Here is a 14603-nt window from a genome sequence, read left to right on the forward strand (position 1 = left end):
CTTTAACACCACTCTAAGTTCACTGTAAGTTCATGGGACGGTTTTACTCTGCCGCCTATGACTGCGATGATCCCGGCCGTCTCCGTGGAGCCAGAAGTCTCCTCGGAGTACGCCGCCTCTCAGGGCAAGCGGCGCCAGAAAGTTGACTGGCGCCAGGTAGGACTTGCTGCGCTGCTGATCGGCCCGAATCTCCTGCTGCTGATCCTGTTCACCTACCGCCCACTGGTGGATAACATCCGGATCTCGTTCTACAACTGGAACATCTCCTCGCCGTCGATGACGTGGGTGGGCCTGCAAAACTACATCGACTGGTTCCAGGCCCCTGAGACCAAAACCGTCGTGTGGAACACGCTGGTCTTCACCTTCTGTGCGGTGGCGGGTTCCATGATCATCGGGCTTGCGCTCGCGGTGTTGCTGGACCAGAAACTCTTTGGACGCGCCGCGGTGCGCTCAATTGTCTTCGCCCCGTACGTCATCGCCGGTGCGGCGATCGGCGTGGCGTTCCAATTCGTGTTCGACCCCCGGTACGGCCTGATCCAGTTCTTCCTGAACGTGCTGCACATTCCGGTGCCGAACTTCTACCAGAACTCCGGCTGGGCACTGTTCATGATCACGGTGACCTACATCTGGAAGAACGTGGGCTACGTCTTTGTCATCTACCTCGCCGCACTACAAGGCCGGCGCCACGACCTAGACGAGGCGGCCGAGATCGACGGCACCCCGGCAGCACGCCACTTCTTCCGTGTAGTGCTGCCCCAGCTGCGGGGGACCACCTTCTTCTTGCTCATCACCGTGCTGCTCAATTCGTTCCAGGTCTTCGACGTCATCAACGCGATGACCAGGGGCGGACCGTTCACCTACGGCACCACCACCATGGTGTTCCAGGTCTACACCGAGACATTCGTCAATGGGCGTGCGGGTTATGGCGCCGCCGTTGCCACAGTGATGTTCCTTGTTGTCCTGGTCATCACAGTGTTCCAGATCAAGTTGCAGGAAAGGCTGGACAAGTAAATGTCGACGAAATTCTCAGCTGATCCCGGCAAAGCGAAGCCGACGTCGCAAAGCCCAGCTGCCATCGTGCGCGACGAGGATGCATTGCCGCCAGTACCGGGCAGCCAGGCGGCGGGGGAGCCGGTGATCACCGAGTCGCAGCGCAAGCGAAAGGGCGCGCCCGCGGAAACAAGCTCCAAGGGGATGAAAGCGCTCGGCTACATCGCGCTCGTGCTCACCGTCCTTTTGATCATGGTGCCGCTGTACTTCATCGTGATCACATCCTTTAAGACGTACCAGGACGTGTACTCGGACCCGATCACGTTCTGGCCGGACCCGCTCGTGCCGGAGAACTACGCGCGCGTGTGGGAGACGTCCGGGTTCCCGCAGTACCTGCGCAACTCCATCGGCATCACACTCATCCTCACCGTGGTGAAGGTGGTACTCGGCGTGCTGTCCGCGTACGCGTTCGCCTTCCTCCGGTTCCCGGGGCGCAACCTGTTGTTCCTCCTGGTAATCGCGGCGTTGATGGTGCCCAACCAGATCACCATCATCTCCAACTACGCCCTGGCCGCCTCCCTCGGCTGGCGCGACACGTGGACGGGCGTGATCGTGCCGTTGGCGGGCGTGGCGTTCGGCTGCTTCCTCATGCGCAACCACTTCCAGTCGCTGCCCACAGAAATCATGGAGGCAGCCGAGATGGACGGCGCCGGCTTCTTTACCAAGCTATTCAAGGTCGTGCTGCCCATGTCCTGGCCCACGCTTTCCGCCTTCCTGCTCATCACCGTGGTCAACGAGTGGAACGAGTACCTCTGGCCGTTCCTGATCACAGACACCCCGGCAGCGGCGACCCTGCCCGTCGGCCTGACCCGCCTGCAAGATGCAGAGGGCGTTACCAACTGGGCACCGGTGATGGCAGGCACCGTGCTCACCACCTTGCCCATGATCATCGTGTTCATCCTGCTGCAGAAACAGATGATCAAGGGCCTCACCGCGGGTGCCGTCAAGGGCTAACCCGCCTCAGATTTCCCACATCAACTCAAGAATGGAGAACCCCATGTCCACCAACTCTGTGACCAAGCGCCTTGGCGCCGCAGCCCTGGCTGCACTCACCGCCGTGTCCCTGACCGCCTGCGCCGGCGGCTCCACCAGCGACAGCGGCGACAAGGGCGGCAACTCGGCCGCCGGCGACGAGAACAAGATCGTGTTCTGGTCCAACCACCCGGGCAACTCCCGCGACCTGGAGCAGGAGCTCATCGATGCGTTTGAGAAGGAAAACCCGGATCTGACCGTCGAGCTGGTTGACGGCGGCGCGAACTACGAGGAGCTCGCGCAGAAGTTCAACGCCGCACTCGCCGGCTCCGACCTGCCGGATGTCATCGTCGCTTCCGACGTGACCTGGTTCAACTTCGCGCTGAACGACGCCACCACCCCGTTGGACGATTTGTGGGAGTCCGAGAACATCAACTCCGACTCCTACGTGGACACCCTGCGCGACGACTACCTCTACGACGGCAAGCACTACGGTGTGCCGTACTCCCGCTCCACCAACCTGATGTACTGGAACACCGACGACCTCGCAGCAGCTGGCCTGCCGACGGACCGCGGCCCGGAGACCTGGCAAGAGTTCGACGAGTGGGCGGGCAAGCTTAAGAATAAGACCGGCCACCCGGCGCTGGTGATCCCGGACGGCTCGAGCTACCTGGACTGGTACTTCCAGGGCATGGCGTGGGCGTTCGGCGGCGGCTACTCCAATCAGTGGGAGCCAACGTTCAGCGACCCGAAGACCATCGAAGCGGCGAAGTTCCTGCAGGACCAGGTGAAGAAGGGCCACATCGAGATCAGTACCGACCCGACCGTCGCATTCGGCAACGGCAACTCCTCCGCGCTGCTGGAATCCACCGGCTCCCTGGGTGGGCTCAAGGAGTCCGCAACCGTGCCGTTCATCACCACCTACCTGCCTGGCCCCGGCCCGTCGGCAGCCACCGGCGGTGCTGGTCTGGCTGTGCCGAACGGCATCTCGGACACCCGTAAGAAGAACGCGGTGAAGTTCATCGACTTCATCACCAACACCGAGAACACCATCAAATTCTCGCAGCAGACGGGCTACATGCCGGTGCGCAAGGACGCGCTGGACAACGCTGAGGAGCGTAAGTTCCTCGACGAGAACCCGAACGCGGAGACCGCGATCAAGCAGCTCAACGAGAACACGAAGCCGCAGGACTACGCACGCGTTTTCGTGCCCGGCGGCGGCAAGCGCATCGGCGGTGCCCTCGACCGCATCACCGTCGGCGGCGAGGACGTGGAGAAGGTCTTCGCTGATCTGGACAAAGAAACCCAGCAGGTCATCGACCGCGACATCACCCCGAAACTGAACAAGTAGCCCACCAGGCTCGAGCACACGAAGGAGCCGCACATGGCAACCGTTGAGTTCCGCCAAGCGTCCCGCATCTACGACCCGTCCCGCCCGCCGGCGGTCAGCCGCATCAACCTGGACATCGCCGACGGCGAATTCCTCGTCCTCGTCGGCCCGTCCGGCTGCGGCAAGTCCACGACGCTGCGCATGCTCGCTGGGTTGGAGCCCGTCGATGAAGGCCAGATCTTCATCGACGGAAAGGACGTAACGGAAACGCGCCCTCGTGACCGCGACGTTGCAATGGTGTTCCAGTCTTACGCGCTGTACCCGAACATGACGGCGCGCCAGAACATGGCGTTCGCGCTGGAGAACGCCAAGGTGGACAAGGCGACCATCAAGCAGCGCGTGGACTTCGCGGCGAAGATGCTCGAGCTCGAGGATCTCATTGACAAAAAACCTTCGGCCATGTCGGGCGGGCAACGCCAGCGCGTAGCCATGGGCCGCGCCATCGTGCGCGAACCCAAGGTGTTTCTCATGGACGAACCGCTGTCCAACCTCGACGCGAAGCTGCGCGTATCAACCCGCGCGCAGATCCTCCAGCTGCAGCGCCGACTGCGCACCACCACGGTCTACGTCACCCACGACCAGACCGAGGCCATGATCATGGGCGACCGTGTCTGCGTGCTGAAGAAGGGTATTCTCCAGCAGGTGGATGCCCCGGCAAACCTCTACAACAACCCGGGCAACACGTTCGTGGCCACGTTCATCGGCTCGCCAGCCATGACGCTGATTGAAAACGTGCCGTTCATCGACGGCCACGTCGTCGGCGGCAAGGGCCACGCGCTGGACTACTACATCCCGCGCGAACTGGCGGCGAAGGTGGAATCCGAACGCGTGATCGTGGGTGTACGCCCCGAAAACTGGGAGATCGTGGGTGTGAACCAGCCCGGCGAGCACTACGGTTTGCCCGTGCAGGTGGACATCGTGGAGCACCTCGGCTCCGAGCTGTACGTCTACGGCCACCGGCAGGAGCGGGCGGACGATGTCATCGCCGTGCGCGGCGACCGGATCACCGTAAAGGTGCCGCGCGGCATCGAGGTCGACCACGGAGACACCGTTTACCTGCGGCCGATGGAAGGCGGGGTCGTCTTCTTCGACCCGAAGACCGAGATCAACTACGACTACCTCTAGCGCCACCGCGGCAGCCGAGGCGAGATCCAGCTACCAGGAGCCCGCTATCCGTTGGTTTTTCAACGGATAGCGGGCTCTTACTAGCTGGTTTTGCGGGTAATCGGGGCGGTAGAGTGCCCCGGCGCAAAAGCAGGGCGCGCAGCGCAGCCCCTAGCCGTATACCTTTTGGCCTGCGACCCAGGTCTGCCAGGTGATCGGCATGCCCGGGCGGTACGCGAGGTTGATGGCGTTTTCCGCGTCGAGGATGTGCAGGTCAGCGGCCGCGCCGGGGACCAGGGTGCCCTTCGCCGGGCGGCCCTGCGGGTCCTTACCGTCGCCGACATTGTGGCGCCGCAAGGCTTTGGCTCCTCCGGTGGTTGCGGCCTCGATGGCCTCGTCGAGGGTGAGGCGCTGCTGCAACACCGCAGTGGTGACGCAGAAGTTCATCGAGGACGTAAAGCTCGTGCCCGGGTTGAGGTTGGAGGCGATGGCGACGGTGGCGCCAGCGTCGATGAGCTTGCGGCCGGGGGCCAGCTCCTCGCGGGTGGACAGGTCGCAGGCGGGCAGCAGCGTGGCCACTGTCTCCGAGTCCGCCAGCAGCGTGATGTCCTCGTCCGACAAGTAGTTCACGTGGTCGACGCTGGCGGCGCCCATTTCCACGGCGAGTTTGACACCCGGGCCCTCGCCGAGCTGGTTGCCGTGCACGCGCACGCCAAGGCCCGCCTTCTTGCCCGCTTCGAGGACGCGGCGGGACTGCTCCTCGTTGAACGCGCCGCGCTCGCAGAACACGTCGATCCACTGAACGTGGTCCTTCACCGCGTCGAGCATCGGGCCGACGACCTGCTCGACGTACTCCTCCGCGTCCGCTCCCGGCGGCACGAGGTGGGCGCCGAGGAAGGTGACCTCGTCTACGTGGCGGGAGGCCACGCGCGCGGCTTCCGCCTCGGATTCGACGTTGAGACCGTAGCCGGTCTTGGTTTCGAAGGTGGTAGTGCCTAGCGCGTGGCCTGCGGCGACGCGTTCGGCGACAAGCTTGTCCAGGCGCTCCTCGCCTGCGGAGCGGGTGGCCTCCATAGTCACGGCGATGCCGCCGGCGGCGTAGGATTCGCCAGCCATGCGCGCCTCGAACTCCTCGGCGCGGTTGCCGTCGAAAACCATATGGGTGTGTGAGTCCACCCAGCCAGGCAGCACGGCTCGCTTCTCGACGTCTACAGTTTCCGCCGCATGCTTCGCCTCCTCGGGCGCCTGGTCGGCGGGGCCGACCCAGGCGATCACGCCGTCTTGGATAAGCATCGCGGCGTCTTTGATGGTGCCGAGCTCGGAGACGGTGCGCAGCTCGGAGATGCCGGTGATGAAGGTGCTCATAAGTGCCTTTCTTCGGGGGATTTGCAGGGCCCAGGGTAATGAAAAGCGCTGACGCGCCCACGAGGGGAAACGTCAGCGCATGAGTAGGGGGCTAGTCGCGCGCCTTGAACTCCATTGGGATGCGCACGCCGCGCTCCTTGGCCACCTCGTTGGCGCGGGTGTAGCCGGCGTCGACGTGGCGGATGACACCCATGCCCGGGTCGTTGGTGAGTACGGCCTTGAGCTTCGCCTCGGCGAGCTCCGTTCCGTCAGCCACGGTGACCTGGCCGGTATGGATGGAGCGGCCCATGCCCACGCCACCTCCGTGGTGGATGGACACCCAGGTAGCGCCGCCGGAAACGGCGGTCATGGCGTTGAGCAGCGGCCAGTCCGCCACAGCGTCGGTGCCGTCGATCATGGACTCGGTCTCGCGGTACGGGGATGCCACAGAGCCGGAGTCCAGGTGGTCGCGGCCGATGACGATCGGGGCCTTAACCTTGCCTTCCTTGACCAGGTTGTTGAAGATTACGCCGGCCTTGGCGCGCTCGCCGTAGCCGAGCCAGCAGATACGCGCCGGCAGGCCCTCGAACTCCACGTACTCCTCAGCCGCGTCGAGCCAACGGTGCAGGTGCTCGTTGTCCGGGAAGGCCTCCTTGATGGCTTGGTCGGTCACCTTGATGTCCTCCGGGTCGCCGGAGAGCGCAACCCAGCGGAACGGGCCGAGACCCTCGCAGAACAGCGGGCGAATGTAGGCCGGGACGAAGCCCGGGAACTCGAAGGCGCGGTTGTAGCCGGCCTTGCGGGCCTCGTCGCGGATGGAGTTGCCGTAGTCGAACACCTCCGCGCCCTCGTCCTGGAACTCGACCATGGCCTGCACCTGGGTAGCCATGGACTCGCGGGCCTTCTTGGTAAAGGTGGTCGGGTCCGAATCCGCCTCATTGTCCCAGTCCTCGAACGGGATCTCGGTGGGCAGGTAGGACAGCGGGTCGTGCGCGGAGGTCTGGTCGGTGACAATGTCCACAGTGAACTCGCCGGCGCGGTGGCGGCGCAGCATCTCCGGGAAGACCTCCGCGGCGTTGCCCACCAGGCCCACGGACAACGCGCGCTTCTCGTCCTTGGCCTCGGTGACCAGCTTGATTGCTTCCTCGAGGTCGGTGGTGACCTCGTCGAGGTAGCGCTTGCCCTGGCGACGCTTCAGGCGGCCCTCGTCAACGTCCACGATCAGGCAGGCGCCGCCGTTGAGAGTGACGGACAGCGGCTGTGCGCCGCCCATGCCGCCGCAGCCACCGGTCAGGGTCAGGGTGCCGGCCAGGGTGCCGTCGAAACGCTTCTTCGCCACAGCTGCGAAGGTCTCGTAGGTGCCCTGCAGGATGCCCTGGGTAGCGATGTAGATCCAGGAGCCGGCCGTCATCTGGCCGTACATCATCAGGCCCTCGTCCTCGAGTTTGCGGAAGTGCTCCCAGTTCGCCCAGTCGCCCACGAGGTTGGAGTTGGCAATGAGCACGCGCGGCGCCCACTCGTTGGTCTTCCACACACCGACCGGCTTACCGGACTGGACCAGCAAGGTCTCGTCGGACTCCAGGTCTTTGAGGGTTTCCACGATCGCGTCGAACGCCTCCCAGCTGCGGGCCGCGCGGCCGGTGCCGCCGTAGACGACGAGGTCGTCCGGGCGCTCTGCAACCTCCGGGTCGAGGTTGTTCTGCAGCATGCGCAGCGGCGCCTCGGTCTGCCAAGACTTCGCGGAAATCTCCGTGCCGCGCGGGGCGCGGACCTCGCGTGCGCCTTCGAACCAGTTCTTCGCCATGTGGGTGTCCTTTCTTGTTGCCCAAACGTGCTAACGGCTAGAGAGTAACGCCAGTCACACGTTCAGCAAAGAGTGTTTTACGGTGGTGTGTCTTGTATGCGAGACAAGGTGGGGTGATGGCCCCACTAATTTCGGATATTTAGGTCTCTTGTTTCCCGCATAAGAAGTCCGGTCGCGATCAGTACGACGGCCATCCCGACGAGGTAGTACTGGAAGACTTGTGGGTGGCCGTGCTCGGCCAACCACGCGTTTAGGTAGGGTGCCGTACCGCCGAAAATCACGGCGGCCAAGGACAAGGTTGTCGCCACACCCTTAGCTCTGAATCGGGTAGGTAGTGCTTCTGTCCAGATCGCGTCGTTTACTCCGAAAAGGAAAGCCAACGATGCGCGTATCTAGCGGGTCGGTGCCGCGAGGTGTTGTCATGCGGACCCCTCCAACCCTGCCTGAGCATCCGCGTCGGATCCGGGGACGCGCATCTCAAACTTCTCAGTGACCACCGTGTAGTCGAAGTACCCCATGCGGGCGATCGGCTTTATCTTTAACACGTCTAGCTTGCCGTCCGCGTCGAGGAAGTCTTCGTTGATGTGAATCGTCATCACGTCCGCCACGACGAGGTCGATGGTGCCAACCGGCGAATCGCCCGGGATGCGCAAGGTGGTCTTGTACTTGCATTCAAACTTGACCGGGCTTTCGGCCACCATGGGGATGGGGTGGTTGTCGGCGTAGATCTTGGTTACCCCCTGGTTTTCCAGGTGAGTCCACTCGCTTTCGTTGTGGTCGAGCGCCATCGCCGAGATGTTGACCGCCTCGCGGAGGTCGTAGGTGGCCATGTTCCACACGAACCAACCCGTTTGTTCGGCATTCAAGACGGTGTCTTTCCGGCGCCCGTCCGGGTATTGGTTTGCGGAGAACATGACCATCGGAGGGTCAAACGTGAGGTTTTGCCACTGGCTGTAGGGGGCGATGTTCTCTCGGCCATCGGGATCCACGCTGGAGAGCCAACCGATAGGGCGCGGGATGGTGCTGGACTTGAACGGGGAGTACGGCAGCGGATTTTTCTCATCCTGGGGATGCCACTTCATGGGTGCGAACCTTTCTTGGGTTGTGACGTAAAACCACTACGCTAACGAATTGTGTGCCTTGTACGGGTCGGCTTCAGGGAAACTTGTCTGGGATACGAGGTTGGCGGGGAATTGCCGCCGCCGGTCGGTCGAGGGCAACAGTAAACCCCGAGAAGCAAACCCCGAGATCTCGCCCGCCCGTCCTCAACTGCCAGGGCGCCAATGCCTACCTAAGTAGTCGTGCTTGTTATGGGCGCGATAGTAGACCAGCAACATGTTTGCGATCACACCATGCCGAAGAATTGGCCCCGAACGCTTTGGGCCGCCTCCGTTAAAGCCGCAACCAGTCGCTGCGTGTCTGCGGTGCCAACCGCGAACGTCACCGCCAGCGCGGCCGCGGGGCGGGCGAGGTGGTCCAACACCGCCACCGCCACGGACTCCTGTCCGCGGGTGACGGCTTCGCGCTCGGTGGCAAACCCTTGGCGTCGATAGGCGGCGAGCTCATCCTTGACCTCGCGGTAGCGGCGGCGCTCCCCGGATGCGTTATACGCCGCACGCAGCTCCGCCTCCGGCAGCTGCGCCAGCATGATGCGCCCAGAAGCAGTCACAAGCGATGGCAGGCGCACGCCTACCTCCGTGACCAGCGACACCGCCCCAGGTGCGCGCACCTCGTGGAGGTACACAATCTCCGAGCCGGCTAGGCGGGTGAGATGCGCCGAGCCGCCGGCGAGTTCAGCTATGTGCGCGAGCGGTTTGGTGGCGAGGCGCACCAGCGGCTGCTGTGTGGTGTACGCCTGGGCCATGCGGTAAGACGCGAGCCCCAGGCCATAGGTGCCGGACGAGCTCAGGTGCACTACGAACCCCGAATCCTCCAGCTCGCGCAGCAAGTGGTAGGTGGTAGAGCGAGGCAGGCCCAGCTCTCTTTGAATGCGGGTGGCGGAAATCGGTGCGTCCGTGGTGGACAGTAGCGCCAGAATGCGCAGAACGTTATGTGCGGCGGGGACCTGGGGCTTGTTCATCGCTCTCAGTATGCCCACGGGGCTACGCTCGGAAGACATGAACACCGTCACTGCACCACTTTTCACCCCCGCATCCGCCTGGTCCGGCCGCAACGACGGCCCCGGCCCCGAGCACGCCCGCTGGCACAGCGTCGTGGACACCTCCGCCGAGCCGACCGAAGGTGCGGTCCACCTCATTGGCTTCGCCTCCGACGAGGGCGTGGAGCGCAACGGCGGCCGTCCGGGCGCGGCGAAGGGCCCTGAGGCGTTGCGCGCCGCACTCGGCTCGCTCGCGGTGCACGAGAGCACTTCGCTTATCGACGCCGGTACCGTCACCACCCAAAACGACGACCTCGAGGGCTCTCAGCGCGAGCTGTCCGACCGGGTGCGCGACCTCGTCGGTGCCCAGGGCGCTGAAGGCATGACCGTCGTGCTCGGCGGCGGGCACGAAACCTCCTTCGCCACCCACCGCGGCGCCTACGAAGCCATCGGCCCGATGCAGGTGATCAACTTCGACGCCCACTTCGACCTGCGCACCGAAACGCGCCCCACCTCCGGCACCCCGTTCAAGCAGATCGCCGGCCTGGTGGGCGAGGACTTCGACTACTCCGTGTTCGGCATTTCCAAGCCCAACAACACCAAGGTGCTCTTCGACACCGCCGACGAGCTCCGCGTGACCACTGTGCTCGACACCGAGCTGGCGGAGATGACCGTGCGCGAGGCCGCCGAGCGCGCCCTCGCCGCCGTACAGGGTGACCTGCCCATCCACCTCTCCATCGACTTGGACGTTCTGCCCGCGGCTGTCGCGCCGGGCGTGTCCGCCCCGGCCGGCTTCGGCGTGGAGTACGCCGCGTTGCGGGCCATGGTGGCCGCGGTGGCGGCCACCGGGCGTGTGGCGCTGCTGGACGTGGTGGAGCTCAATCCCGACTTCGATGTAGATAACCGCACCGCCAAGGCCGCCGCGCGGCTGATTGACGATGCGGTTGTGGGGGCGAAGCTGCGTCGATAAGCAAACGCGCCCTAGAACAGCAGGTGGGCGACCGGCACCGTGATCAACACCGTGAGCACGACGCGAATGAACCAGATCTGCACCATCTTCCAAATGCTCAACGGAATGTCGGTGGCCAGCACCGCGGGCACCATCGCAGAGAAGAAGAAGATCTGGCTCACGCACACCACGGCGATGGTGAACTTCAACACCATGTCGCCCGAACCGGCCACAAGGGTGGCGGGCAGGAACATCTCCGCCAAACCGGTGGCCAGCGCGCCCGAGGTCGCCCACGGATCCGGCAGCTGCAGCGCCCACACCAGTGGGTAAAACACGATGCCCGCCACCTTGAACACGGGGGTGTAGGTAGCCAACACCAGGCCGATCGTGCCCACCGCCATGATGCCCGGGGTGACCTGGACTGCCATGACCAACCCGTCGCGGAAGTTCGTCCACAGCACCCTGCCAAGCGAGTCCGCGCGGTTGAGCTCCAGCTTCGCCTCGCGCCAAGCCGCCTTAAACCGGTTGCCGGTGATCTCCTTCTCGGGGTGCGGGGTGGCGCCCGGGTAGTAGTCCTCCGGGATGCGCGACGTCGGAGGGATGCGCACCGTGATCGCGGTGACGATGAACGTGATGATAAAGGCGATGAAGAAGTACGCCGTCCAGTGCTCCATCATGTCCAGCGTCTTGGCCACGATCACCATGAACGTCGCGGACACCGTGGAAAAGCCCGACGCGACAATCGCCGCCTCACGGCCGTTGTAGCTGCCGTTTTTGTACATGCGGTCCGTGATGAGCAAGCCGAGCGAGTACGAACCGAGGAAGGACGCCACCGCGTCGACAGCGGACTTGCCTGGGGTGTGGAACACGGGGCGCATGATCGGCTGCACCATCACACCGATGAACTCCATCAGGCCGAAGCCCACGAGCAGTCCGAGGAAGATTGCGCCGACCGGGATGAGCAGGCCGACGGAGATGACTAGCTTGTCCAGGATGAACGGGCCGATGTCCGGGTTGAACAGCCATGCCGGCCCGAAGCCGAAGGTGAGCATCGCGCACAAGACGATGGCCAACACTGACAGCGCGGCGAACGCCATGCGCGCGTAATCCTCCTTCCAGCGCCCCGAAACGAATTGGTAGATCGTACCGGCGATAATCGCGAAAAGGGCCAGGAAGCGGGTGTTTTCGCCGAGGGTGGAGGTGATCCAGGTGACGATGTGGTCTAGCAGAATCGTGGACTTGGAGCCGTTGATGGAAAACGGAACGAAGAACGCGAAGATACCGATGGCGCTGTAGACGAAGAACCGCCACACAGCCTTTGGCTGGGGGTCTGCCTCCGGCGTGGTGGGGGTGGCGGTCGGTCCCTCCACCAGCACACTTGAACCCGCTGGCAAGTCCTTCACCGGCCATGCGGGAGTGAACCTGCGCCGGGTATCGGGGCGCTGAGCGGAATTTTCCATATGAGTCCCTCCTCGGTTATCTCAGTCGAGCGCTTCAGGTGTCGACGAATAAGTTTTACACGAAAAGTGACCCGTCGCACATGCCGATGGCCTAGATTTTCTAACTACTGCGAGGTATCCCTGCAAAAACCCAGCGCATCTCACATAAGGAGGGCACCGTGGAAGGTTTTATCGACACCCTCAACGGCGTCATTTGGTCCAATTGGCTCGTGTACCTGTGCCTCGGTGCGGGTGCCTACTTCACCCTCGTCACCCTGTTCCTGCAGATCCGGTGCATCCCGGACATGATTACCCAGCTCAAGTCCGGCGAAAGCTCCGAGCAGGGCATCTCGTCGTTCCAATCGCTCATGATCTCCCTGGCCGGCCGCGTCGGCGTGGGCAACATCGCCGGCGTCGCCACCGCCATCGCGTTCGGCGGCCCCGGTGCGGTGTTCTGGATGTGGCTCGTGGCACTGCTCGGTTCCGCGACGTCGTTTGTGGAGTGCTGCCTCGCGCAGATCTACAAGGAGCCGGACCGTGATACAGGCGAGTACCGCGGCGGGCCCGCCTACTACATTGAAAAAACGTACAAGCACACCGCGGCCCGGCCGTTCATGCTGGTTTACGCCATCATCTTCGCAGTGTGCATGCTGCTGGCCACGTCCTACTTCCTCCCCGGCATCCAGGCCAACGGCGTCGCCGCAGCTGTGGAGAACGCGTGGGGTGTGGACGCCTGGATCTCCGCTGCCGCTATGGCTGTGCTCCTCGGCTTCATCATCATCGGTGGCGTCAAGCGCATCGCGAACTTCGCGTCCATGGTCGTGCCGTTTATGGCCGGGATCTACATCATCGTCGCCATCGTGGTCCTCTTCGTCAACGCCTCGGAGATCCCGCACGTCTTCGGCACCATCTTCCGCTCCGCCTTTGACCAGGAAGCAGCGTTCTCCGGCATGCTCGGCGCCGCCATCATGTGGGGTGTCAAGCGCGGCATCTACTCCAACGAGGCAGGCCAGGGCACCGGCCCGCAGTCCGCGGCAGCCGCCGAGGTCTCCCACCCGGCGAAGCAGGGCTTCGTCCAGGCATTCGCCGTCTACATCGACACCCTGTTCGTCTGCTCCGCCACCGCCTTCATCATCATCTCCACCGACATGTACAAGGTCTTCGAGGGTCAGTCCGAAGACGGTGCGGTGATCTACGAGGGCTCGCTTGCCGACGGCATCCCCGTCGGCCCCGGGTTCGTCCAAGAAGGCCTGAACTCCTTCTCTGCCGGCCTGGGCCCGTCGTTCATTGCACTGGCGATCATGTTCTTCGCCTTCACCACCGTGCTGGCGTACTACTACATGGCAGAGACCAACTTCACCTACCTGAACCGCTGGGTGAAGAACGAAGGCACACGCAAGGCCATCATCTGGATCCTGCGCGCCCTGATCCTCGTGGCCGTGTTCATCGGCGCAACGACCACCCCGGGCACCGCCTGGGCGCTCGGCGACATCGGCGTCGGCGCGACCGCATGGCTTAACATCGTGGCGATCATCTTCCTGCAGGTCCCGGCGCTGAAATGCCTGTGGGACTTCCGCCGCCAGAAGAAGGCCGGCATCGACCCGCACTTCGACCCCGAGGCGCTGGGTATCCGCAACGCCGACTTTTGGGTCGAGCGTAAGAACCGCATGATCGAGGCCGGCACCTGGCCGGGCGTTGAGGGCAAGGTTGTCACCACGACCCGCAACAACTAGCCGTAATCAATCCGGCTACCTAGGGCCTGGCTCCCGTTTAGTGGACACGCTGGCACTAGTCCAGACTGGACCGACGAAAGCAGAGACACTATCAGCGGACGGCGGTGGATGCCGGAGTAGGCGTGGTGTGTTCCTCCTTCGACTCGGTCGGAGCCAGGTGGGCCGGATCCAAATCAATGCGGCGCAACAGCTGGGCGTTCAGGGCCACCACGATGGTCGAGGCAGACATCAAGATCGCGCCCACGGCCGGGGACAGCACGAACCCGGTCGGGGTCGAGATGATGGGTAAAACTGATCAGGATAAGACGGTGTAACCGGCCTCTTCGATGGCCCGGCGAACCATCTCCGGAGGTACGGCACCGGTGACCGTGACGGTGGAAACACCACCAGCAGCGAGATCAATCTGGACGTCGTCGACCTGGGGGAGGGCCTGAAGGGCCTGGGTCACGCTTTTCACGCAGTGCCCGCAGGTCAGACCGGTGACCTGGTAGCTAGGGGAGGATCCTCCTGCTGACGAGTCGCTGGCGGCAGGGATGGAGGCGGTGTCGGCATGTGAGGCAGGTCCGCAACAGCTGCAGCCGTGGGAGGCCATCGGCAAGAGGTGGGGCGGGGGGTTGGTCATGGGAAAGCTCCTATGGGTCGGTGGGATACGGTAACGCTCGCTAGCATATACCCCCCGGGGGTACATTTTCAAGGGGTGGAGGGCACGGCCCTCACGCG

13 protein-coding genes are annotated in these 14603 nt (G+C 63.8%); 6 read left to right on the top strand and 7 right to left on the bottom strand.

The window, feature by feature from the left end:
* Positions 1 to 57 precede the first annotated feature (57 nt).
* From HMA55_RS07535 to HMA55_RS07550, 4 genes are all read left to right on the top strand, one after another.
* Entirely contained in the window at positions 58 to 1011 is a 954-nt protein-coding gene (locus HMA55_RS07535) for a carbohydrate ABC transporter permease (RefSeq protein WP_181192447.1), read from the top strand.
* A gap of 183 nt (positions 1012 to 1194) precedes the next feature.
* The gene (locus HMA55_RS07540; RefSeq protein ID WP_235961868.1) at positions 1195 to 2004 is read left to right on the top strand and encodes a carbohydrate ABC transporter permease; all 810 of its coding nucleotides are present in this window, start codon (positions 1195 to 1197) and stop codon (positions 2002 to 2004) included.
* 43 nt (positions 2005 to 2047) lie between these two features.
* The gene (locus HMA55_RS07545) at positions 2048 to 3373 is read left to right on the top strand and encodes an ABC transporter substrate-binding protein (protein WP_181192449.1); all 1326 of its coding nucleotides are present in this window, start codon (positions 2048 to 2050) and stop codon (positions 3371 to 3373) included.
* Positions 3374 to 3406: 33 nt separating this feature from the next.
* Entirely contained in the window at positions 3407 to 4537 is a 1131-nt protein-coding gene (locus tag HMA55_RS07550) for an ABC transporter ATP-binding protein (protein ID WP_181192450.1), read from the top strand.
* 150 nt (positions 4538 to 4687) lie between these two features.
* On the opposite strand, the gene hutI is transcribed toward HMA55_RS07550, so the two are convergent.
* From hutI to HMA55_RS07570, 4 genes are all read right to left on the bottom strand, one after another.
* Positions 4688 to 5881: an imidazolonepropionase gene (hutI, locus tag HMA55_RS07555; RefSeq protein ID WP_181192451.1), complete on the bottom strand. Its 1194-nt coding sequence runs from the start codon at positions 5879 to 5881 to the stop codon at positions 4688 to 4690.
* A gap of 91 nt (positions 5882 to 5972) precedes the next feature.
* On the bottom strand, positions 5973 to 7664 hold the full coding sequence (gene hutU, locus HMA55_RS07560) for a urocanate hydratase (protein ID WP_181192452.1): 1692 nt from the start codon (positions 7662 to 7664) through the stop codon (positions 5973 to 5975).
* A gap of 419 nt (positions 7665 to 8083) precedes the next feature.
* Positions 8084 to 8746, bottom strand: coding sequence for a flavin reductase family protein (locus HMA55_RS07565; protein WP_181192453.1), 663 nt, complete (start codon positions 8744 to 8746; stop codon positions 8084 to 8086).
* Between the two features lie 263 nt (positions 8747 to 9009).
* The gene (locus HMA55_RS07570; RefSeq protein WP_181192454.1) at positions 9010 to 9744 is read right to left on the bottom strand and encodes an IclR family transcriptional regulator; all 735 of its coding nucleotides are present in this window, start codon (positions 9742 to 9744) and stop codon (positions 9010 to 9012) included.
* Positions 9745 to 9781: 37 nt separating this feature from the next.
* Between HMA55_RS07570 and hutG the strand changes: the two genes are divergently transcribed.
* Positions 9782 to 10732: a formimidoylglutamase gene (gene hutG / locus HMA55_RS07575; protein ID WP_181192455.1), complete on the top strand. Its 951-nt coding sequence runs from the start codon at positions 9782 to 9784 to the stop codon at positions 10730 to 10732.
* 11 nt (positions 10733 to 10743) lie between these two features.
* Here the strand turns inward: hutG and HMA55_RS07580 are convergent, their stop codons facing one another.
* The gene (locus tag HMA55_RS07580) at positions 10744 to 12171 is read right to left on the bottom strand and encodes a YjiH family protein (protein WP_181192456.1); all 1428 of its coding nucleotides are present in this window, start codon (positions 12169 to 12171) and stop codon (positions 10744 to 10746) included.
* Between the two features lie 158 nt (positions 12172 to 12329).
* Here HMA55_RS07580 and HMA55_RS07585 point away from each other — a divergent pair, with 158 nt between their 5' ends.
* Entirely contained in the window at positions 12330 to 13883 is a 1554-nt protein-coding gene (locus HMA55_RS07585; protein WP_181192457.1) for an alanine/glycine:cation symporter family protein, read from the top strand.
* Between the two features lie 91 nt (positions 13884 to 13974).
* On the opposite strand, the gene HMA55_RS07590 is transcribed toward HMA55_RS07585, so the two are convergent.
* Both HMA55_RS07590 and HMA55_RS07595 read right to left on the bottom strand, forming a co-directional pair.
* On the bottom strand, positions 13975 to 14112 hold the full coding sequence (locus HMA55_RS07590; RefSeq protein ID WP_181192588.1) for a hypothetical protein: 138 nt from the start codon (positions 14110 to 14112) through the stop codon (positions 13975 to 13977).
* A gap of 66 nt (positions 14113 to 14178) precedes the next feature.
* Positions 14179 to 14505, bottom strand: a complete 327-nt coding sequence (locus HMA55_RS07595) for a heavy-metal-associated domain-containing protein (RefSeq protein ID WP_181192458.1) — start codon at positions 14503 to 14505, stop codon at positions 14179 to 14181.
* Between the last annotated feature and the right edge of the window lie 98 nt (positions 14506 to 14603).

This window comes from Corynebacterium wankanglinii (assembly GCF_013601005.1).
Taxonomy (GTDB): Bacteria; Actinomycetota; Actinomycetes; order Mycobacteriales; family Mycobacteriaceae; genus Corynebacterium; species Corynebacterium wankanglinii.

Excerpts from the sequence above, each read along its gene's own strand:
- HMA55_RS07535 (WP_181192447.1), top strand. The coding sequence starts at position 58 with ATGACTGCGATGATCCCGGCCGTCTCCGTGGAGCCAGAAGTCTCCTCG.
- HMA55_RS07540 (WP_235961868.1), top strand. The coding sequence starts at position 1,195 with ATGAAAGCGCTCGGCTACATCGCGCTCGTGCTCACCGTCCTTTTGATC.
- HMA55_RS07545 (WP_181192449.1), top strand. The coding sequence starts at position 2,048 with ATGTCCACCAACTCTGTGACCAAGCGCCTTGGCGCCGCAGCCCTGGCT.
- HMA55_RS07550 (WP_181192450.1), top strand. The coding sequence starts at position 3,407 with ATGGCAACCGTTGAGTTCCGCCAAGCGTCCCGCATCTACGACCCGTCC.
- hutI (WP_181192451.1), bottom strand. The coding sequence starts at position 5,881 with ATGAGCACCTTCATCACCGGCATCTCCGAGCTGCGCACCGTCTCCGAG.
- hutU (WP_181192452.1), bottom strand. The coding sequence starts at position 7,664 with ATGGCGAAGAACTGGTTCGAAGGCGCACGCGAGGTCCGCGCCCCGCGC.
- HMA55_RS07565 (WP_181192453.1), bottom strand. The coding sequence starts at position 8,746 with ATGAAGTGGCATCCCCAGGATGAGAAAAATCCGCTGCCGTACTCCCCG.
- HMA55_RS07570 (WP_181192454.1), bottom strand. The coding sequence starts at position 9,744 with ATGAACAAGCCCCAGGTCCCCGCCGCACATAACGTTCTGCGCATTCTG.
- hutG (WP_181192455.1), top strand. The coding sequence starts at position 9,782 with ATGAACACCGTCACTGCACCACTTTTCACCCCCGCATCCGCCTGGTCC.
- HMA55_RS07580 (WP_181192456.1), bottom strand. The coding sequence starts at position 12,171 with ATGGAAAATTCCGCTCAGCGCCCCGATACCCGGCGCAGGTTCACTCCC.
- HMA55_RS07590 (WP_181192588.1), bottom strand. The coding sequence starts at position 14,112 with ATGTCTGCCTCGACCATCGTGGTGGCCCTGAACGCCCAGCTGTTGCGC.
- HMA55_RS07595 (WP_181192458.1), bottom strand. The coding sequence starts at position 14,505 with ATGACCAACCCCCCGCCCCACCTCTTGCCGATGGCCTCCCACGGCTGC.